Origin of the sequence: Sphingobium jiangsuense (assembly GCF_014196495.1) — a bacterium.
Taxonomy (GTDB): Bacteria; Pseudomonadota; Alphaproteobacteria; order Sphingomonadales; family Sphingomonadaceae; genus Sphingobium; species Sphingobium jiangsuense.
This window is the reverse complement of sequence record NZ_JACIDT010000008.1, coordinates 14,813-33,141: the sequence shown is the minus strand read 5'-3', so window position 1 is coordinate 33,141 and position 18,329 is coordinate 14,813. Positions and strand designations below refer to the sequence as shown.

24 protein-coding genes are annotated in these 18,329 nt (G+C 68.5%); 9 read left to right on the top strand and 15 right to left on the bottom strand.

Annotation, left to right across the window (positions count from 1 at the left end; translation table 11 throughout):
- The first annotated feature begins 9 nt into the window (after window positions 1-9).
- The 3 genes from GGR43_RS12130 to GGR43_RS12120 all read left to right on the top strand — a co-directional run bounded on the left by GGR43_RS12130 (window position 10) and on the right by GGR43_RS12120 (window position 4,670).
- The gene (locus GGR43_RS12130) at window positions 10-2,364 is read left to right on the top strand and encodes a TonB-dependent receptor (RefSeq protein ID WP_188072236.1); all 2,355 of its coding nucleotides are present in this window, start codon (window positions 10-12) and stop codon (window positions 2,362-2,364) included.
- A gap of 73 nt (window positions 2,365-2,437) precedes the next feature.
- On the top strand, window positions 2,438-3,685 hold the full coding sequence (locus GGR43_RS12125) for a spinster family MFS transporter (RefSeq protein WP_188072400.1): 1,248 nt from the start codon (window positions 2,438-2,440) through the stop codon (window positions 3,683-3,685).
- A gap of 79 nt (window positions 3,686-3,764) precedes the next feature.
- Window positions 3,765-4,670, top strand: coding sequence for a cupin domain-containing protein (locus tag GGR43_RS12120; protein ID WP_188072235.1), 906 nt, complete (start codon window positions 3,765-3,767; stop codon window positions 4,668-4,670).
- A gap of 3 nt (window positions 4,671-4,673) precedes the next feature.
- Here the strand turns inward: GGR43_RS12120 and GGR43_RS12115 are convergent, their stop codons facing one another.
- From GGR43_RS12115 to ccoN, 9 genes are read right to left on the bottom strand one after another with little or no spacing between them, the layout of a single operon-like run.
- A complete protein-coding gene (locus GGR43_RS12115; protein ID WP_188072234.1) occupies window positions 4,674-4,934 on the bottom strand; it encodes a hypothetical protein in 261 nt (86 codons plus the stop codon).
- A complete protein-coding gene (gene ccoS / locus GGR43_RS12110; RefSeq protein WP_188072233.1) occupies window positions 4,931-5,089 on the bottom strand; it encodes a cbb3-type cytochrome oxidase assembly protein CcoS in 159 nt (52 codons plus the stop codon). Before ccoS ends, GGR43_RS12115 begins: the two co-directional genes overlap by 4 nt.
- Window positions 5,086-7,269 carry a heavy metal translocating P-type ATPase gene (locus GGR43_RS12105; RefSeq protein ID WP_188072232.1) on the bottom strand — a complete coding sequence of 728 codons (2,184 nt, stop codon included), beginning with the start codon at window positions 7,267-7,269 and terminating at the stop codon, window positions 5,086-5,088. Before GGR43_RS12105 ends, ccoS begins: the two co-directional genes overlap by 4 nt.
- Window positions 7,266-7,721, bottom strand: coding sequence for a FixH family protein (locus tag GGR43_RS12100; RefSeq protein WP_188072231.1), 456 nt, complete (start codon window positions 7,719-7,721; stop codon window positions 7,266-7,268). Before GGR43_RS12100 ends, GGR43_RS12105 begins: the two co-directional genes overlap by 4 nt.
- Window positions 7,718-9,190, bottom strand: coding sequence for a cytochrome c oxidase accessory protein CcoG (gene ccoG, locus GGR43_RS12095; protein WP_188072230.1), 1,473 nt, complete (start codon window positions 9,188-9,190; stop codon window positions 7,718-7,720). The genes GGR43_RS12100 and ccoG overlap by 4 nt, the downstream gene beginning before the upstream one ends.
- Window positions 9,190-10,059, bottom strand: a complete 870-nt coding sequence (gene ccoP, locus GGR43_RS12090; RefSeq protein WP_188072229.1) for a cytochrome-c oxidase, cbb3-type subunit III — start codon at window positions 10,057-10,059, stop codon at window positions 9,190-9,192. The genes ccoG and ccoP overlap by 1 nt, the downstream gene beginning before the upstream one ends.
- On the bottom strand, window positions 10,052-10,216 hold the full coding sequence (locus GGR43_RS12085) for a cbb3-type cytochrome oxidase subunit 3 (RefSeq protein WP_188072228.1): 165 nt from the start codon (window positions 10,214-10,216) through the stop codon (window positions 10,052-10,054). The genes ccoP and GGR43_RS12085 overlap by 8 nt, the downstream gene beginning before the upstream one ends.
- A complete protein-coding gene (gene ccoO / locus GGR43_RS12080) occupies window positions 10,213-10,947 on the bottom strand; it encodes a cytochrome-c oxidase, cbb3-type subunit II (protein WP_188072227.1) in 735 nt (244 codons plus the stop codon). The genes GGR43_RS12085 and ccoO overlap by 4 nt, the downstream gene beginning before the upstream one ends.
- A gap of 11 nt (window positions 10,948-10,958) precedes the next feature.
- Entirely contained in the window at window positions 10,959-12,662 is a 1,704-nt protein-coding gene (gene ccoN, locus GGR43_RS12075) for a cytochrome-c oxidase, cbb3-type subunit I (RefSeq protein ID WP_188072226.1), read from the bottom strand.
- A gap of 255 nt (window positions 12,663-12,917) precedes the next feature.
- Here ccoN and GGR43_RS12070 point away from each other — a divergent pair, with 255 nt between their 5' ends.
- The 5 genes from GGR43_RS12070 (at window position 12,918) to GGR43_RS12050 (ending at window position 14,585) form a co-directional block, all read left to right on the top strand.
- On the top strand, window positions 12,918-13,169 hold the full coding sequence (locus GGR43_RS12070; RefSeq protein WP_188072416.1) for a hypothetical protein: 252 nt from the start codon (window positions 12,918-12,920) through the stop codon (window positions 13,167-13,169).
- Window positions 13,170-13,187: 18 nt separating this feature from the next.
- Complete coding sequence (locus tag GGR43_RS12065; RefSeq protein ID WP_188072225.1) at window positions 13,188-13,862, top strand: phosphatase PAP2 family protein; 675 nt, start codon at window positions 13,188-13,190, stop codon at window positions 13,860-13,862.
- A gap of 109 nt (window positions 13,863-13,971) precedes the next feature.
- Window positions 13,972-14,118, top strand: coding sequence for a hypothetical protein (locus tag GGR43_RS12060; RefSeq protein ID WP_188072224.1), 147 nt, complete (start codon window positions 13,972-13,974; stop codon window positions 14,116-14,118).
- A 14-nt stretch (window positions 14,119-14,132) separates the two neighbouring features.
- Entirely contained in the window at window positions 14,133-14,342 is a 210-nt protein-coding gene (locus GGR43_RS12055) for a hypothetical protein (protein ID WP_223177429.1), read from the top strand.
- Window positions 14,343-14,396: 54 nt separating this feature from the next.
- A complete protein-coding gene (locus GGR43_RS12050; protein ID WP_188072222.1) occupies window positions 14,397-14,585 on the top strand; it encodes a hypothetical protein in 189 nt (62 codons plus the stop codon).
- Window positions 14,586-14,802: 217 nt separating this feature from the next.
- Here the strand turns inward: GGR43_RS12050 and GGR43_RS12045 are convergent, their stop codons facing one another.
- From GGR43_RS12045 to GGR43_RS12030, 5 genes are all read right to left on the bottom strand, one after another.
- Window positions 14,803-15,003 carry a hypothetical protein gene (locus tag GGR43_RS12045; RefSeq protein WP_188072221.1) on the bottom strand — a complete coding sequence of 67 codons (201 nt, stop codon included), beginning with the start codon at window positions 15,001-15,003 and terminating at the stop codon, window positions 14,803-14,805.
- Between the two features lie 23 nt (window positions 15,004-15,026).
- Entirely contained in the window at window positions 15,027-15,161 is a 135-nt protein-coding gene (locus GGR43_RS23775) for a hypothetical protein (protein ID WP_281392488.1), read from the bottom strand.
- Window positions 15,162-15,454: 293 nt separating this feature from the next.
- Window positions 15,455-15,661: a cold-shock protein gene (locus GGR43_RS12040; RefSeq protein WP_188072220.1), complete on the bottom strand. Its 207-nt coding sequence runs from the start codon at window positions 15,659-15,661 to the stop codon at window positions 15,455-15,457.
- Window positions 15,662-15,759: 98 nt separating this feature from the next.
- Window positions 15,760-16,269 carry a hypothetical protein gene (locus GGR43_RS12035; protein WP_188072219.1) on the bottom strand — a complete coding sequence of 170 codons (510 nt, stop codon included), beginning with the start codon at window positions 16,267-16,269 and terminating at the stop codon, window positions 15,760-15,762.
- 101 nt (window positions 16,270-16,370) lie between these two features.
- Entirely contained in the window at window positions 16,371-16,559 is a 189-nt protein-coding gene (locus tag GGR43_RS12030; protein WP_188072218.1) for a hypothetical protein, read from the bottom strand.
- A 227-nt stretch (window positions 16,560-16,786) separates the two neighbouring features.
- Between GGR43_RS12030 and GGR43_RS12025 the strand changes: the two genes are divergently transcribed.
- Window positions 16,787-17,023, top strand: a complete 237-nt coding sequence (locus tag GGR43_RS12025; RefSeq protein ID WP_188072217.1) for a hypothetical protein — start codon at window positions 16,787-16,789, stop codon at window positions 17,021-17,023.
- Window positions 17,024-17,094: 71 nt separating this feature from the next.
- Here GGR43_RS12025 and GGR43_RS12020 read toward each other — a convergent pair whose 3' ends face one another.
- Window positions 17,095-18,285: an NnrS family protein gene (locus GGR43_RS12020; protein WP_188072216.1), complete on the bottom strand. Its 1,191-nt coding sequence runs from the start codon at window positions 18,283-18,285 to the stop codon at window positions 17,095-17,097.
- Window positions 18,286-18,329 lie beyond the last annotated feature (44 nt).

Genomic DNA, 18,329 nt, shown 5'->3' with positions numbered 1-18,329 from the left:
AGGACTCTCATGAGCCATTATCGCAAAACCTGCCTGCTTTCCGCCGCCGCTTACCTGCCGCTGATGCTGCTCGCGCCCACCCCCGCCGCGCTGGCGCAGACCGGGGCCGGGGAAGCCGGATCGGGCGACATCATCGTCACCGCGCGGCGGCGCGAGGAAAGCCTGCTCGACGTGCCGGTGTCGGTCAGCGCCTTTTCCGGCGAGAAGCTGGAGGCGCAGGGCGCGCTCGATATCACCGATATCGGCAACATGACGCCCAACACCACGCTGGAGGCCTCGCGCGGCACCAATTCGACGCTGACCGCCTTCATCCGTGGCATCGGCCAGCAGGATCCGGTCGCCGGGTTCGAGCAGGGCGTCGGCATCTATCTCGACGATGTGTACCTCAACCGCCCGCAGGCCGCCGTGCTCGATATTTACGATGTGGAGCGGATCGAGGTGCTGCGCGGGCCGCAGGGCACGCTCTATGGCCGCAACACCATCGGCGGCGCGATCAAATATGTGACCAGGCGCCTGCCCGACACGTTCGAGCTGAAGGCGCGGGCGAGCTACGGCAATTACGATCTGGCCGAGGGCGTCGTCACCGTCGCCGCGCCGCTTTCCGAGATGGTCCGCGTCGGCGGCTCGGTCGCGCGGCTGTCGCGCGGCGGCTTCGGCAAGAACCTGACGCTCGGCCTCGACAATTACAACAAGGATGTGTGGGCGGGCCGCGCCACGCTGGAAATCGGCGGTCAGGGCCAGCCCGGCCTCATCCGCATCTCCGGCGACTATACCCATGACCGCAGCAACGCGCGCGGCGGGCACCGCCTGATCCCCAGCTTCGTCAGCCAGGCGCCGGTGCTGGACGATGTCTACGACACCCGCGGCGGGCTCAACAGCCCGAAGCAGGACGTCAAGGCCTATGGCCTTGCCGCCAATGTCACGCTGGACCTGTCCGACGCGCTGACGCTCAAGTCGATCAGCGCGTGGCGCAAGGACAAGAGCGCCTCGCCGATCGATTTCGATGCGCTGCCGCAGGTCGACCTCGACGTGCCCGCCTTCTACAATAACGAGCAGATCAGCCAGGAAGTGCAGCTCCAGATCGACAGCGGCCGCCTGCACGGCCTGATCGGTGTCTATTATCTGGACGCGACCGCGCAGACGCAGTTCGACACGCGGCTCTATACCACGCTGCCCACGCTGCTGCCGCAGCTCAGCTCCTTCACCGATGCCGATATCCAGACAAAGACGGCCGCGGTGTTCGCCGATTTCTCCTATGACCTGACCGACCGGCTCAGCCTGTCGGTGGGCGGCCGCTACACCTGGGACAAGCGCACCGGCTCGATCCTGCGCCAGAGCTATATCCTCGGCGGCCCGCCGGTGTTCGGCGGCAGCGGCATCGCCTATGGACCGGCGGACACCGATTTCGACGGATCGCGCAAGTACAAGAAGTTCACGCCGCGCGCATCGCTGAGCTTCAAGCCCGGCCGGGATCACACGCTCTACGCCAGCTATTCGCAGGGCTTCAAGGGCGGCGGCTTCGATCCGCGCGCGATCGGCGCCAATGCGCCGGACGTGAATGGCGATGGCAGCGTCAGCGTGCAGGAACGGACCGACTTCATCGCCTTCGCCCCCGAAACGGTCGACAGCTACGAAATCGGCTATAAGGGCGCGCTGCTCGACCGGCGGCTCAATATCGGCCTCGCGCTGTTCCGCATGGATTACAAGGACGTGCAGATACCCGGATCGGCGGGCTGCATCGTCAGCGGCCGGCCGAATTTCTGCGGCGTCGTCACCAATGCGGGCAAGGCGCGCTTCCAGGGCGTGGAGTTCGAGGCCAATGGCCGCCTCGCCCGCGACATGGCGACGGCCGGCGACATGCTCACCCTGTCGGCCAGCCTCGGCTATATCGACGCCAAATATAAGGAATATATCACCAACGTCACCATCGGCGGCGTTTCCAGCCCGGTGGACGTGGCCCGCTACCGCAAGGTGCAGAACACGCCCGAATGGACGATGAGCGGATCGCTGGGCTACAGCGCGCCGGTGGGCGACGGGCGCGTCGCGCTGAACACCGGCCTGTCCTATCGCAGCAAGACCTATCAGTTCGAGATTCCCAACCCCTATCTCGACCAGAAGGGCTATGCGCTGTGGGATGCGAGCATCGTCTACACCGCGCCGTCGGACCGCTGGACGCTGGGCGTCTATGGCAAGAACCTCGCCAACAAGCGGTACAAGACGTCGGGCTATACCTTCCTCGCCGCCGATCCGGTGACGGGCGCGCTGACCCAGCCGCTCACCTCCGCGCTGGGGACGGAAGGCACGCTGACCGCCTATTACGGCAATCCGCGCCAGGTCTTCGCCACGCTTGGGGTGAAGTTCTGACATGGGCGGAGCCGGGTCGCCCCCCACCTTGCTGTCGGGCCTGAACGAGGGGCGGCCCGGTCGAACCGGCGCGATGATGGCGATGCTGCTCATCGCCTATACGCTGAACTTCATCGACCGGCAGATCGTCGGCATATTGGCGGTGCCGATCAAGGCCGATCTGGGGTTGAGCGACCAGCAGCTCGGCCTGATGGGCGGGCTGGCCTTCGCGCTGTTCTACAGCGGCCTCGGCATACCGATCGCGCGGCTGGCCGACCGGCACGATCGCGGCCTGATCATGACGGTGGCGCTCGCGCTGTGGAGCCTGATGACGGCGGTGTGCGGTCTGGCGCAGAATTTCTGGCAGATCTTCGCCGCGCGGCTGGGCGTCGGCATCGGCGAGGCGGGCGGCGTCGCGCCCGCCTATTCGCTGATTTCCGACATCTATCCGGCGGACCGGCGCGCGCGGGCGCTCGCCATCTATTCCTTCGGCATACCGATCGGCAGCGCGAGCGGCATCGTCTTCGGCGGCGTCATCGCGACGCTGATCGACTGGCGCTATGCGTTCTTCATCGTCGGGCTGATCGGCCTCTGCCTCGCCCCGCTGTTCCGCAAGGTGGTGCGCGATCCGCGCGCGGACGCCCCTGCCCCCTCGCCCGCCACGGCGGCGCAGGAGCGCGCGGGCATCGGCGCGGTGCTGGCGCTGCTCGCCCGCAAGCCCAGCTTCTGGCTGCTGGCGGTCGGCGCGTCCTGTTCCTCGATGATGGGCTATGGCCTGTTCTTCTGGCTGCCGAGCTTTCTCGTGCGCAGCTTCGGCATCACGCTGCTTTCCGCCTCGCTGCATTATGGCGCGATCCTGCTGGTGGGCGGCATTGCGGGCATATGGCTGGGCGGCAAGCTGGCCGACGACATGGGCAAGCGCAGCCGGGGCGCCTATGCGCTGATTCCTGCGGTGGCCTTCGTCGCGACCGTGCCCTTCTATGCGGCGGGCATCAGCGCCCAGTCGATCCTGATGGCGATCGCGCTGCTGCTGGTGCCGACCGCGCTCGGCCTCGTCTGGCTCGGCCCGATCATCGCGGCGGTGCAGGGGCTGGTGCCGGTGACGATGCGGACGACCGCCTCGGCGATCTTCCTCTTCATCAACAATCTGATCGGCATCGGTATCGGCACGCCCGCGATCGGCTGGCTGTCCGATTATCTGAAGGCCAGCCATGGCGGGGAGTCGCTGCGCCATGCGATCCTCTGGGGCACGTGCTTCTATGTCGCGGCAGCGGCGCTGCTGCTGTTCGCCGCCCGCTTCCTCGCCCGCGACTGGCATGAGGAGGCGTCTCCCTCGGCCTGATATTTGCCTATATTTGCAAATGCAAATGAACCCTGCTAGACGCCGGATCGGAAACACTGTTCCAGCAGGGAGAGGGAAAATGAACCGATCGATAGCCGGCATCATGCTGCTTGCCGGGCTGGCGGGCGCGACCGCCGCGCGGGCCGCCGAAACGCCCATGCCCCCGGCCGCGCCGCAGGTGCAGGTGGTCGACCCCAGGACCATCGCGCCCACCATCACCCCCGGCAATCCGGCGGCCGAAAAGGGCCTGATCGTGCAGCGGCTGGTGATCGGCGCGGCCAATGGCGCGACCGGGCTCGACATGGATCATAACAGCTGGAAGGGCGGGCTCGACACCACCTTCCCGCTCGGCTTCGGCTATCGGGTGGAGGAGCTGTGCTATCTCCATTCCGGCCGCTTCGAGATGGAAAGCGACGGCGTGACGACGATCATGCGGCCGGGCAATTTCCTCTGGCGCCCCGCCGACGCGCTGACCCAGCGCGGGCACATCGTCGAGGATTCGACCGAAATCTGCGCCTTCGCCCCGGTGCGGCAGCAGGACGGCTACCGGCTCACCAAAACGGAGCTGGAAGCGCTCGCCGCCAGGCCCGCCGACCGGCCGCGCATGCGCTTCTACGACTATCGCTATTATGAGGCCGTTCCCCGCCCCGGCGACACGAGCGGCCTCGCCACCACCCGGCGCATCGTCACGCGCGAGCGCGACGGCACGCAGCAGATCGAGGCAAGCCATGACAGCTATCGCGCGGGCTATGCCGACGGCCCCTTCTCGAACCGCGTGGACGAGATCTGCTGGGTCGAATCGGGCGAGATGGAGCTGGTCGCCAACAGCGCCAGGGCCAGGCCGATGCGCGCGCGGGCGGGCGATTTCATCTTCCGCCCGGCCAGGTCGGTGACCTGGTCCCGCAAGGCGGCCGCCGACACGGTGGAAATCTGCTTCACCGGCCCGGCGGCGGGCGCGGCTGGAGCGCATGTGAAGCTGCCCTGAACCTTACCCCGCCGCGCCCTTGCGCCGCCGGTCCACGCCGTGGCAGGGCATCTGGCATGGCTTGTCCCGCTCGCCGCCGTCCGGGCCGTCATCCTTGTCGACCGGCAGCGGCACCGTCCGGCCCGACCCGCAGAGCGATGCCGTCATCGTCATCATCGGACGCGCCGGGGCCGGGACGGCCAGCTGCGCCAGCGCCAGCGCGGCGAGGCTCGCGGTGATGCCGCGGCGGCGGGAAGGAGGACGGGCGGCGGCCATGGCGGTCAACCCGGCCCGTCGTCGGCGTCGTCGTCGATCAGGATGCGCAGCGCCGCGCCGTCCAGATCTTCGAACTGGCCCGCCCGCAGCGACCAGAAGAAAGCGACAAGGCCGCCAAGGCCGAGGACCAGCGCGATCGGAATGAGGAACGTCAGGCCGTTCATTGGGCACTCCCCGCTTTTTTGGCGACCGCGATTGCCGGGCCGGCAGGCGTTGCCGCCTGCTTCGCAATCACCCGGAGTTTCAGCGCGTTGCCGATGACGAGAATGGACGAGGCGGACATGGAAAGCGCCGCCACCAGCGGCGTCACCAGCCCGGCCATCGCCAGCGGCACGGCGAACACATTATAGCCGATGGCGATCGCGAAATTCTGCTTCACGACGCGCAGCGTCCGCCGCGCCGCATCGACGGCGACCGGCACCGGCTCCAGGCTGTCGCCCAGGAACAATATGTCGGCGGCGGTCTGGCTGACGTCGCTGGCCGAGGCGGGCGCCATCGACACATGGCCGGAGGCGAGCGCGGGGCCGTCGTTGAGGCCGTCGCCCACCATCAGCACCTTGTGCCCGGCCTCGCCCAGCGCGCGGATCGCCGCCAGCTTGTCGGCGGGGGAAAGGTCGCCCTTCCCCTCCGCGCCGACCTCGCGCGCGGCGGCCTCCACCGCTGCGGCCCGGTCGCCGGAAAGGATCAGCGGATGCAGCCCCTGCGCCGCGAGCCGCGCAACGGCCGCTTGCGCGCCGGGCCGCAGCCGGTCGGCGAAGCGGAACAGCAGCGGCGCTTCCCCCTCCACCATCAGCGCGCAGGCGAGCGCCTTGCCCTCGACCGGCAGCTTTTCCGCCCAGCCGGGGCGGCCGAGCCGGACCCGCCTGCCCTGCATCGCCGCCTCGACGCCCATGCCCGGCACCTCGGTAATGTTCTCGACCACGGCGGCGGCGACGCCCCGCGCCTCCAGCGCGCCGGTCAATGCCCTGGCGAGCGGATGGCGGCTCGCCCGCGCCAGCGCCAGCGCGATGCCGGCGGTGTGCGGATCAAGGTCGGCCGGCTCGATCAGTTCCGGGCGGCCCAGCGTCAGCGTGCCGGTCTTGTCGAGGCAGATGCGGTCCGCCTCCGCCATGCGTTCGAGCGCGGAGCCGTCCTTCACCAATATGCCGCGCCGCATCAGCGCGCCGGAAACGACCACCTGCGCCACCGGCACCGCCAGCCCCAGCGCGCAGGGGCAGGTGATGATCAGCACGGCGACCGCGATCAGCAGCGACTGGTGCCAGCCCGCGCCGGCGATCATCCACCCGGCGAAACTCAGCGCGGCGAGGCTGTGGACGGCGGGCGCATAATAGCGCGCGGCCCGGTCGGCGATGCGGACATAGCGGGACTTGGCGCCGCCCGCCGCCTCCATCAGCCGCGCCATCTCCGCCATCGCGGTGTCGGGACCGGCGGCGGTCACGCGCAGGATGACGGGCGCGTCCATGTTGAGCGTGCCCGCATAGGCGCGTCCGCCGCGCCTCACCCGCTCCGGGGCGCTTTCGCCGGTGACGAGCGAGCGGTCCACCGCCGTCTCGCCTTCCTCGACCGTGCCGTCGGCGGCGAAGCGCTCGCCCATGCCGACCAGCAGGCGCATGCCCGGCTCGATCCGGTCGGCGCGCAGCCATTCGGTCCGCCCGTCGCTGCGCAGCACCATGCCACCCGGCGCGGTTTCGCGCAGCAGCGCGGCGGCGTCACCCCGCGCCCGCTTGCGCATCGCATCGTCCAGCACCCGCCCGGCGAGCAGGAAGAAGATCAGCGACACCGCGCCGTCGAAATAGGCGTGCGGCCCGTCGACGATGGTCTCGAACAGGCTCATCGCGGTGGCGAGCAGGATGCCGATGGAGATCGGCACGTCCATATTGGTGCGGCCCCGGCGCAGCGCGCCCCAGGCGGAACGGAAGAAGGGCCGGCCCGCATAGGCGACGGTCGGCATCGCGATCAGCGCGGAAAGCCAGTGGAACATCTGCCGCGTCGCCCCTTCCGCCCCGGACCAGACCGAGACGGACAGCAGCATCACGTTCATCGCCGCGAAGCCGGAAACGCCGAGCGCGCGGAGCAGGCGCTGGTCCTCCTTCGCCTCGGCGGGGGATGGCGCGCCTTTCTCGATCACCGGTTCGGCGGTGAAGCCCAGCGCGCCCAGTTCGTCGCGCAGCGCCTGCATGTCGAGCGCCGCGTCATGATCTATCGCCACGCGGCGCGCGGTGAAGTTGACGCGGGCGGCGTGCACGCCGGGCGTCTTCGCCAGCCCCTGCTCGATCTTCGCGATGCATCCGGCGCAGCGTATGCCGGGCAGCAGGAACTCGCTATGGTTGGGCAGCGCGGTCATGCGGGCAGGTCCTCGATCAGGCGGACGCGGCCGTTTTCGTTGCGGATGTCGAGCCTGACGCGCCAGCGCCCGGCGGGCAGCGCCCCGGCCGAGCGGAAGCGTCCGCCGCCCAGCGCCTCGAAGCGGAGCGGAATGTCCTCCTGCAACCCCAGCGGATGCTGGGCGACGGCGGCGACGCGGGCATCGGCGAGCGGCCCGTGCGGCCCCGCGAGGGTGAGGAGCAGGCGGTCGCCGCTGCGCTGCGCCACTGCCTTCCAGCCGAGGTCGCGCTCGGCCTCCGCCTCGTCCAGCCAGCGGTTGAAATGCTGGCTCGCCACATAGCTGTTGTCGACCACCGTGCCGCCGAAGGTGCGGCTCGCCTGCACCGCCATCACCAGGTTGACGGTGACGATAGTGCCGAAAAAGGCGATGCAGATGGCGAGCATGTGGCGCCCCGTGAAAGTCCGCTTCATGGCTGTTCCTCCGGCCGTTCGAATTTGCTTTCGTCGCGGTCCCGCCCGCCTTCGCCGTCATCGGCGGAAAGGACGAAGGTGAAATCCTCGCTTCCCGCCCCGGCGGGCGCGCGCACGAAGATGCGCTGCTCGCTCACCCGGTCGGGCGGCAGGGTGAAATGCAGTGCCGTGCTGCGCTCGCCCTCATCCTGCATCGCCCCCCACATCGCCGCGCCGGGAAGCCCCTCCAGCGCCAGCGTGACGGCGCGCGGGCGCGATTCCATGTTGCGCAGCTTGACGGTATAGCCGTTGCGGATGCTGCCGTCGGCCATGCGCACCCAGAGTGGGTTGCGGTCATGCGCGACATGCAGGTCGAGCCGCGGGCGCACGCCCAGCGCGAACACCATCGCCAGCCCCACCGCGCCCCACAGGCCGAAATAGAGGAAGGTGCGCGGGCGCAGCACGGTGCGGCGGATCGGCACCGGCGGCGCGCCCGCCGCCTCCGCCTTGCAATCCTCCAGCGTCGCATAGTCGATCAGGCCGCGCGGGCGGCCGACCTTCGCCATCATCTGGTCGCAGGCGTCGATGCACAACGCGCAGGTTATGCAGGCCATCTGCGCGCCGTCGCGTATGTCGATGCCGGTCGGGCACACGGCCACGCAGGCGTTGCAGTCGATGCAGTCGCCGACCTTCTCCCCGGCCTCCGCATCGCGCTTGAGGCCCTTGCCGCGCGGCTCGCCGCGCCAGTCCTTGTAGGTGACGATCAGCGAGCGCTCGTCCAGCATCGCGCCCTGAATGCGCGGCCAGGGGCACATATAGATGCACAGCTGTTCCCGCATCAGCCCGCCGAACACATAGGTCGTCGCGGTCAGCACCGCGATGGTCGCATAGGCGACGGGCGCGGCGCTGCCCTCGACCAGCGCGCGGGCGAGCGTCGGCGCGTCGGCGAAATAGAATATCCACGCGCCCCCGGTCAGCAGGCCGATCGCCAGCCAGATGCCGTGCTTCGCCCCGCGCCGGACGATCTTGGCGGGACCCCAGGGCGCCTTCTTCAGGCGGAACTGCGCGTTGCGGTCGCCGTCGATGAAGCGCTCGACATGCAGGAAGAGGTCGGTCCACACCGTTTGCGGGCAGGCATAGCCGCACCATGCCCGTCCCACCGTCGAGGTGACGAGGAACAGGCCGATGCCCGCCATCACCAGCAGCCCCGCGACATAATAGAATTCGTGCGGCCAGATTTCGATGCTGAAGAAATAGAAGCGGCGGCGGGCCAGATCGATCAGCACCGCCTGATCGGGGGCATAAGGCCCCCGGTCCCAGCGCAGCCAGGGCGTGACGTAATAGATCGCCAGCGTCACCGCCATGATCGCCCATTTGAGCCGCCGGTAGAAGCCGTCGACCGCGCGCGGGAAAATGTCCGGGCGGCGGGCGTAGAGGCGCGCCTTCGCGCCTTCTCTCTTCGCCGCCGCCCGGTTCTGGTGGCTGGACATCACTCGCCGCCGCCCAGCTGATGGACATAGGCCGTCAGCATGTTGATCGTCGCCGGGTCGAGCCGCTGCCCCCAGGCGGGCATCACGCCGTAACGCGCATTGGCGATGGTCTGGTGCAGCGTGTCGCGGTCGCCGCCATAGAGCCAGATCGCATCGGTCAGGTCCGGTGCGCCGAACTGGCGTCCACCGCTGGCGTCGTTGCCGTGGCAGACCGCGCAATTGGCCGCGAACAGCCCTGCGCCGCGCCGCGCCGAGGCGCTGTTGCCCTCCAGCCGCGCCGCATGGCGGACGAAGGAGACGACATCGTCGATCTGGTCGGCGGGCAATATGCCGTCGCGGCCAAAGGCGGGCATTTGCGACGTGCGGGTGTCCGCGTCGTCGGGCTGGCGGATGCCGTGGATGATCGTCTGGCGGATATCGGCCATGGTGCCGCCCCACAGCCATTCGTCGTCATTGAGGTTGGGATAGCCCTTCGACCCCGCCGCGCCCGACCCGTGGCACTGCACGCAGTTGATGCGGAAGGCGGCGCGCCCGCCCTCCACCGCCGCGCGCATCAGCGGCGACTTGGGGTCGAGCGTGGCGATGTCGACCTTGGCGAGCTGCGCCAGCACGTCGGCCCGCGCCGCCTCCGCCTTCGCGGTTTCGGCGGCGAGCTGGCCCCGGCTCGACCAGCCGAAGCTGCCCTGCGTCGCCGAATTGAGCAGCGGGATCGCGGGGTAGACCACGCAATAGGCGATCGCGAACAGGATCGTCGCATAAAAGGTCCACAGCCACCAGCGCGGCAGCGGGTTGTTCAGTTCCTCGATGCCGTCCCATTCATGGCCCATCGATTGGGGGCCAGCTATCGGATCGTTCTTCTTGTCAGTCATGATGCGGTTCCTCATCCCGCAAGGGGATCATCTTGGCTTCCTGCTGCGGTTTGCGCGCCGAGGGGCGCAGCGCGAACCACACCGCCGTCAGGAAGGTCAGCGTCAGGAAAACCAGGCCCCAGCTGTCGGCCGCATGGCGGATCGCGTCATAGTTCATCGCGGCTGCTCCATCGGTTCGGCGGCGCGCGTGTCGACCAGCGTGCCGAGCATCTGGAGATAGGCGACCAGCGCGTCCATCTCCGTCACCTGCGACGGGTTGCCGTCGAAATCGCGGACTTGCACCTTGGGATAGCGGGTGGCGAGGCTGCCTGCGTCGGCGGTCGGATCCGCCTGCGCCAGCGCGTCCTTCGTCGCCTGCTTCACATCCTCGTCGGCATAGGGCACGCCGACGCGGCGCAGCGCGACCAGATGCTTGCCCAGATCGTCGGCCTTGAGCGGGCGCTCCTTCAGGAAGGCATAGCCCGGCATGATCGATTCCGGCACCACCGACTGCGGATCGGCGAGATGCTGCACATGCCATTCGTCCGAATAGCGGCCGCCGACGCGGGCGAGGTCCGGCCCGGTGCGCTTCGACCCCCATTGGAACGGGTGGTCGTACATGCTCTCGGCGGCGAGGCTGTAATGGCCGTAGCGCTCCACCTCGTCGCGGAACGGGCGGATCATCTGGCTGTGGCAGTTGTAACAGCCCTCGCGGATGTAGATGTTCCGCCCCGCCAGCTCCAGCGGGGTGTAGGGGCGAACGCCCTTCACCTTCTCCACCGTGGAGTCGATCCAGAACAGCGGCGCGATCTCCACTATGCCGCCGATGGCGACGGTAATGAGGGACAAGACCAGCAGCAGCGTGACGTTGCGTTCGATCCGCCCATGGTCGAGGATTTTGGTGCTCATCGATGGTTCCTTCACTCGGCGGCGGCGGCCAGCGGGGCCGGGGCGATTGCAGGCTCCGTCCGGGTCAGCGGCCGGTCGGCGGCGGCGTCATAGGTGGCGTCGTCCAGCGGCGCTTCCTCGCGCAGCCTGCCGCGGATCGTCTGCGCGACGTTCCAGGCCATGAAGACGGCGCCGGTCAGGTAGAGCAGGCCCCCGCTGGCGCGGATCAGATAATAGGGCTGCATCGCGGCGACCACGTCGGCAAAGGCGTAGACGAGATAGCCGTCGGCCCCATATTCGCGCCACATCAGCCCCTGCATGATCCCCGCGACCCACATCGACGCGGCGTAGAGGACGATGCCGATGGTCGCGCACCAGAAGTGCCAGTTGACCATGCGCAGCGAATAGAGCCGCTGCCGCCCCCACAGGCGCGGGGTCATGAAATAGATCACCGCGAAGGTGATCATCCCGTTCCACCCCAGCGCGCCGGAATGAACATGGCCGATGGTCCAGTCGGTATAGTGGCTCAGCGAATTGACGCTCTTCACCGACATCATCGGCCCTTCGAAGGTCGACATGCCGTAGAAGGCGAGCGCCAGCACCATCATGCGGATGATCGGATCGGTGCGGATCTTGTCCCACGCGCCCGACAGGGTCATCAGCCCGTTGATCATCCCGCCCCAGCTCGGCATCCACAGCATGATCGAGAACACCATGCCCAGCGTCTGCGCCCAGTCGGGCAGCGCGGTGTAGTGCAGATGGTGCGGCCCTGCCCAGATGTAGAGGAAGATCAGCGACCAGAAGTGGACGATCGACAGGCGATAGGAATAGACCGGCCTTTCCGCCTGCTTCGGCACGAAATAATACATCATGCCGAGGAAGCCGGCGGTCAGGAAGAAGCCGACCGCATTATGGCCGTACCACCATTGGGTCAGCGCGTCCTGCACGCCCGCGAAGGCGGCATAGCTCTTCGACCCGACGATCGACACCGGCATCGCCAGATTGTTGACGACGTGCAGCATCGCGATGGTGACGATGAACGACAGGTAGAACCAGTTGGCGACGTAGATGTGCGGCTCATGCCGCTTCACGATGGTGCCCAGATAGACGATCAGGTAGCAGACCCACACGACCGTCAGCCACAGGTCGACATACCATTCCGGCTCCGCATATTCCTTGCCGCCGGTGACGCCGAGCAGATAGCCGGTCGCGGCGAGCACGATGAACAGCTGATAGCCCCAGAACACGAAGCGGGCGAGCGCGGGCGCGAACAGGCGCGCGCGGCAGGTGCGCTGCACCACCCAAAAGCTCGACGCGATCAGCGCGTTGCCGCCGAAGGCGAAGATCACGGCGGAGGTGTGCAGCGGCCGCAGCCGCCCGAAGCTGGTATATTCCAGCCCCAGGTTGAGCGCGGGAAAGGCGAGCTGCAACGCGATGTAGACGCCTGCCAGCAGCCCGGCCAGCCCCCAGAACACCGTCGCGATCACGCCCCAGCGCAGCACGTCGTCATAATAGCCGGTTTCCGGCTCCGCCTTGCTGCCGGTGGCGGCGGCGGTGGTGGCGCCGAAGGCCGAATAATCGGCCTGCGCCATGCCGACGCCCATGGCGATCAGCGCCGCGAACGCGACGATCGCCATCTGCACGGCAAAGGCGGAATCGGCCGCCAGCGCGGTCGCCACGACGGCAAGGCAGGCGATGGCGAGCCATGCGCCGGATCGGATAAGTAAGCCTTCCATGAAATATAGTCCCCTGCACGGGCGGAGCATGGACCCCATGTGCCCGATCTGATTTGCCCGGCCCCAATCGCAGGGGGAGGACCGGACAACATTGATCGCCGTCAAATTGCGGAAAAAGGAAAGGGGCGGCGCGATGCGCGGCTTTCGGCCCGTTCCGGCGGCGGCCCGGCGCGCGGGAGGAACGCGGCCGGGCCTGCGGCGTTTCTTTTGGCACGGAGGGCGGCGGACGGACGGCGGAAAGCCGAGGAGGATGGAATGAAGAAGCCCGAACAGCGCCCCCCGGATCGCCCCCGGAACCGGCCCAAGAACAGGGAGGTCGAGAACGAGATGGTCCGCCCGCCCGAAGAGGAAGGCGAGCCGCCCCGCCCCGCGACCGAGCCAGGAGGGGTTTCGAAGCAGGTGGAATCACCTGCTGACCCGGAAATCACGGGAAGCAAGGAATATCCGCCCTCCGTCCGGGTCGACCCGAACCGGCCGGAGGCCAAGGATGCGGACGCAAAGCACTAATTCAGGGAAATGGCAGCCATGAAGAAAATCCCCTCCTCGCGCATCGCGCAGCTTTCCCTGCCGGAAAGGCTCGATGTCAGGATCATCGAGGCGCTGCGGCCGTGGCTCGAAAAGCGGTCGACGCAGCGCATCGGCAAGATCGGCAATCTGGGCGACGAGCCGCCGCTGCTGATCCTGTCCGCCACGCTGGTGGGCGCGGGGCTGCTGACCCGCAATTACCGGTTGCAGCGCGCCGGGCTGCGGATGGGGCTCGCGCATCTGATCGCCATCGCGATCAAGGAAATCGGCAAGAGCAGCGTCGACCGCACCCGCCCGGCCGAGCAGCTGGACAAGGGCCGCTATGTGATGAAGCCGGGCACGTCGCACGCGGCGCGCCTGCGGTCCTTCCCTTCCGGCCACACCGCCGGGTCGCTCGCGGTGGCGAAGGCGTTCGGCCGCGTCTTTCCGCGCTATAAGACGCCCGCGCTGCTGGCGGCGGGCGTGATCGGCGTGCTTCAGGTGCCACGCCGCGCGCATTTTCCCGGCGACGTGATGGCGGGCGGGGTCGCGGGCCTGTTCGCCGAACAGGCCGCCGACGTCCTGATTTCCCGCCTGTTGCCGCGCGACGGAAGGGCCCGCCGCCGCAGCCCCGCGCGCGCACGGCGCGGGCGCGGCCATGCGTTCCGGCACGACGGGCGCTGGGCGGCGGCATAATTGCATGGCCATGGGCGGTGCGGGGTGGTACGGTGCCGCTATCGGGCCTGACCGTCACGCGCGGCCTGACAGAGAGACATATGTGCTCCCGCGATAGAGGAGCATATGCATGAAGGCCGATCTCATCAGCTTGCAGGCGCTGATCGTCGCCGCCGCCATTCTTGGCGTGGTGTTCGGGCGCCGGGCGTTTTTCTCGTGGCGTCAGCGCGTCGCGGCGCGCCGGGCGGGCGGCGGTTTCGACCGGCCCGTCGATTGACGGGCCGCGCCGACATGCGCGCCGGGACATCCTCCCACTTCTATCGCCAATGGTCGTCCCGCGCCGCCGAGGTGGCGCTGACCAGCCGGGACCGGCGCATCCAGCTGCGCTGCGCCCATAGCGCGAATATCTGGGCGCTGATCGCCGACGCGATCGAGGGTGGCGACGAGCGCGGCTTCCGGCGCCTGACGCAAAATCTGATCTGCCTGCCGCAGGGCCGGTAAGCTGCGGGGCGCTCCGGCGCCCGCTCCTCCCCTCCAGTTCGGGATTGCCCAATCATGACGACCTCCACCCTCGCCCATTTCGCGATTCTGCCCGACGGCGATCAATATCGCCTTCGTCTTGCGATGAAGGACGGATCCACCACGGACATAATGGCGACGTTCGACCAGCTCGATGCGCTGGCCGAGGAAATCGACCGGCGGCTGGATGCCGATCAGGACATACCGATGCCCTCCGACGATTAGGACGGTTTCGGAAGATTGGCGGTTCGGATGATGCGGCCAGGCCGGGGCCTTCGGCAGAAGCCGCCGTCGACGGTGGCGAAGCCCTTGGCGTTGCGAATTGGCGGGATCGAGGGGCGTGCTGCAAGGCGGATCGTCATGGCCAAATGGTAAAGCGGCCCGCGCCTGCCCGCTTCATCGGCGGAAAGGCGCGGGCCGTAGCTGTTTCGGATGCGGCGCTTTACAGGCTCGCGTCCCGTGCGGCTTTCTCGGCCGCCTGGGTCCGCCGGTCCGCCTCGCTCTTGAGCACGCGGTTCGCCAGTATCTGCCACGCCGCCTGCGCGCGCAGGCAGCGCTCCCGCACATTGACGAGATCGGTTTCCTGCGCCTCGCGGCCGCTCTGGGCGGCGCGGGCGATGTAGAAATCACTGGTGGCGGACATGGCGGTTCTCCGGTGTGGGGTGCTCAGCCGACCATTTCGGCGACGATGCGGCGCAGATCCTGCGGAGACAGGGTGCCGCTCGCCTGCCGGGGCTTCGCCTGCAACAGATAGCGCAGCGGATGGAGGGCGGTGGAAATAGAAGACGTTCTGAAATTCATGATAATCCTGATCGCGCCTGAGGCGCGGTAATGATGATGGTTATGGGCGGCCTTTTCCAAAGGCTCGCGGATGCGGGTGCGCGCTTCGTGCGGCGCTGCCCATGGGGGCCGGCGGGCGCGATGATCGCGCCAAAGACCGGCATATGGGGAACCGGTGCGGTCCCGAAGCCGCCATCGGGTGGCGGCGGCAACGATCCGGGGATCGCTGCTCCGAACGGACGCGGCGCGCCCGTTCGGCAAATCTCTTGCGATATGCCATGGAGGATCGCCCGACCCTCCATGGCCCGGCCTTCTCAGGCCGCTTCGAGATTGACGGCCGACGACTTGCCGCGACGATCGGTTTCGATCTCGTAGCTCAGGCGCTGGTCCTTGTGCAGGGTCGCCATGCCGGCGCGTTCGACCGCGCTGATATGAACGAAGCTGTCATTGCCGCCATCTTCGGGCGCGATGAAGCCATAACCTTTGTCTGCATTGAAGAATTTGACGGTGCCGATGGGCATGGGATGTTTCCTTTCACGAAAACGGGTTACCCGCCCACAACAGCGCGAGCGGAGCTGGTAGCGCGAGAAAGGAAGGAGAGATCGCCCCGAAGGCGGTGTCAAATTCCGTCGCAGGCGACGTTAGCAGCCCCCATATGGGCGCTTTCTCTCCGAAAGTCAATGTCCGCCCGTTGCGGCAGCCCTTCCACCAGCCCGTCGCCGAGCGCGCGATAGAAACGGCCGATCGCTCCGATCGCGTCGGGCGACAGGCGCAGAAGGCCCGGCGGAGGGCCTGCGGGGGCCGCCGCTGCCTCCCTTCCCTCGGCCAGCAGCAGGTCGCGGTGGAGGCCGGGGGCGTGGATCGTCCCGGCGCAATGATGCAGGCAGGCGCTGATGCGGCCGATCGCCCGCAGCCGCGCCTCGTCCCGCGTTACCGCCGCCCGTTCCATCCCCATCATCGCATGGACATGGCCGAGCTTGCGCGGCGTGTTGCGCCAGCGCGCGAAGGACCGGCCGTCATGCCCGGCCGCGCCCCACGACCCGGCGACCTCGTCCAGCAGCACCGAAAGGAAGCGGTCCAGCTCGCGCAGGCGATTGCCAGTCAGGCGGCTGAACGTCCGGTCCGGCATCCAGCCGGTGGGGCGGGCGCGATCCTCCCGGTGGAGGATGAGGAAGGCGCATCCGTCCGTCAGCGTGGCGTGGGCGCGGATGAGGGCGGAAAGGGCGGGTGTCAGCAGGAAAAGGGTTCCGTCCGCAGCAACCCCGGTCCTCCGGTGGACCGGCGCCCGCGCTCGCCCCGGATCTTTTCGGCATAGCCGGTGGCCGACGCGACATGGATGGCCCGCTCGCCGGAGGTCGCGGCCGTGGCGGCGAGCATGAGCGCCATCTGGTGGCGGGCGTAATAATGGTTGAAGTCCATGTCGATGCTCCTTCGATAAGCGGGAGCGCGATGGTCTCTCAGCCGCCGGTGCTTGGAAGGGGGAGCCGACGGTTTCCCGACCGTAGCAGGCTTTGCCCTTGCCGTCCATCGCGGGCGGGGGGATGGGCCGCGCCGCCCGGCTTGCGGTCGAAACGGTGGCGAAAAAGCTTGACCTGCGCCGCCCGCACGGGTTGGAGTGGCGGACGGAACCGCAATAAGAGGGTCGCATGACGGAGCAGGCAGAGAATAATATCCATCGTCTTGCCGATCGGCCGGAGGCGTCGCTGACCGGGACCCTGCTGGAAAACATGATCCGGCGCGGCGTCCTGACCAATGAACAGGCGCGGCAGGTGCTGGACGACCTGCTGTCGCAATTGCCCGACGGGGACCCCTTCCGCACTTTGGTCGAGCAGTTGAAGGAACGCTTTCCCGACGGTGCGGCGCAAGCCGTGCGGATGGGCTGACGCCGCCGGGCGAACGGCGCGCCCCAATCGCTGAATTACTGCGGAAAATGGCTGCGGGTCGTTGCTTCGCCTCACGCCTTCCCGTCGACGCGCGGGCGCAGCAGCATCGGGCCATAGATTGCGAGGAACAGCAGGAACGCCCCGCCCCAGCCTGTCCCGGCGATGTCCATGCCCAGCCGATACTCGACCAGCCCCGCCGAGGCCGCGACCCGCAGCGCCGCGCCCAGCGTGACCAGCGCGTAGATCAGCACCGTCGGCGCGTCGGCGCGCAGCTCCCGCCCGGTATGGCCGAGCGTCGCGCGCGTCATCACCGCTAGGATCATCGTGCCCATCGCGCCCGCGGTCAGCGCGTGGATCGCCGCCGATCGCGGCACCGCGCCGTCGATCAGGCTACAACCCAGCAGCGCCAGCCCCACCGGCACCCAGAGATAGCCGATATGCAGGATCAGCAGCAGCGGATCGCGCGCCGTCCGCTCGCCGCCCCAGCGCGCGAGGCGGATAATCTGGAGCAGCGCGGCGGCGAGCAGCAGCAGGCCGGTCGCCCGGCTCTCCGCCCAGCCCGTCCACGCCGCCAGCGCCAGCGCGGTGACGGCGATGGTCGCGAGGTCGTAGCGGCCCGCCGGCGCGGGCAGGCGGCGGGTGGCGCCCTGCTTCGTCATCCAGTTGCGGGTGAAGGCCGGGATGATGCGGCCGCCGATCAGCGAGATCATCACCACCACCACCGCGATCGCCGCGCGCATGCCGAGATCGATATCGGCGAGCAGGCCCGCGGCGGCGGCATGGTCCGCGCCGCTCGCCGCGCCGAGCAGCAGCACGAGCACGACCATCGGCAGGTTGCGGTTCTTCGCGGCGACTATCTCGCGCCCGGCGACCAGCGCCAGCACGACGAAAAAGCCCGCATCGACAGCGGCGGCGGCGAGCGGCCCGATGACCGCCGACCCCAGCAGCACGGCCCGCCCGGCGATCCACAGCGCGAACAGCGCGGCGAGCGGCGCGCCGGAAACCGGCGGACGGCCCGTCCAGTTGGCGATCGCGGTCAGCAGGAACCCGGCGACGACCGCGCCGACGAAGCCGAACAGCATCTCATGCCGGTGCCAGACCGGCGGTTCCATCGCGCCCGGCAGGCCGATCAGCCCGGAAAAGGACAGCAGCCACAGCGCCAGCGCGACGGCAGCCCACAGCGCGCCGCCGAGGAAGAAGGGACGGAAGGCGCCGCGCAGAAAGACGCTCGCCACCGGCCGCCGTTCGCCATCAAGAGTCATGATCCGCTCTCCTGCCCGGTTATTCCCCGGCCGTGCCGCGCGGG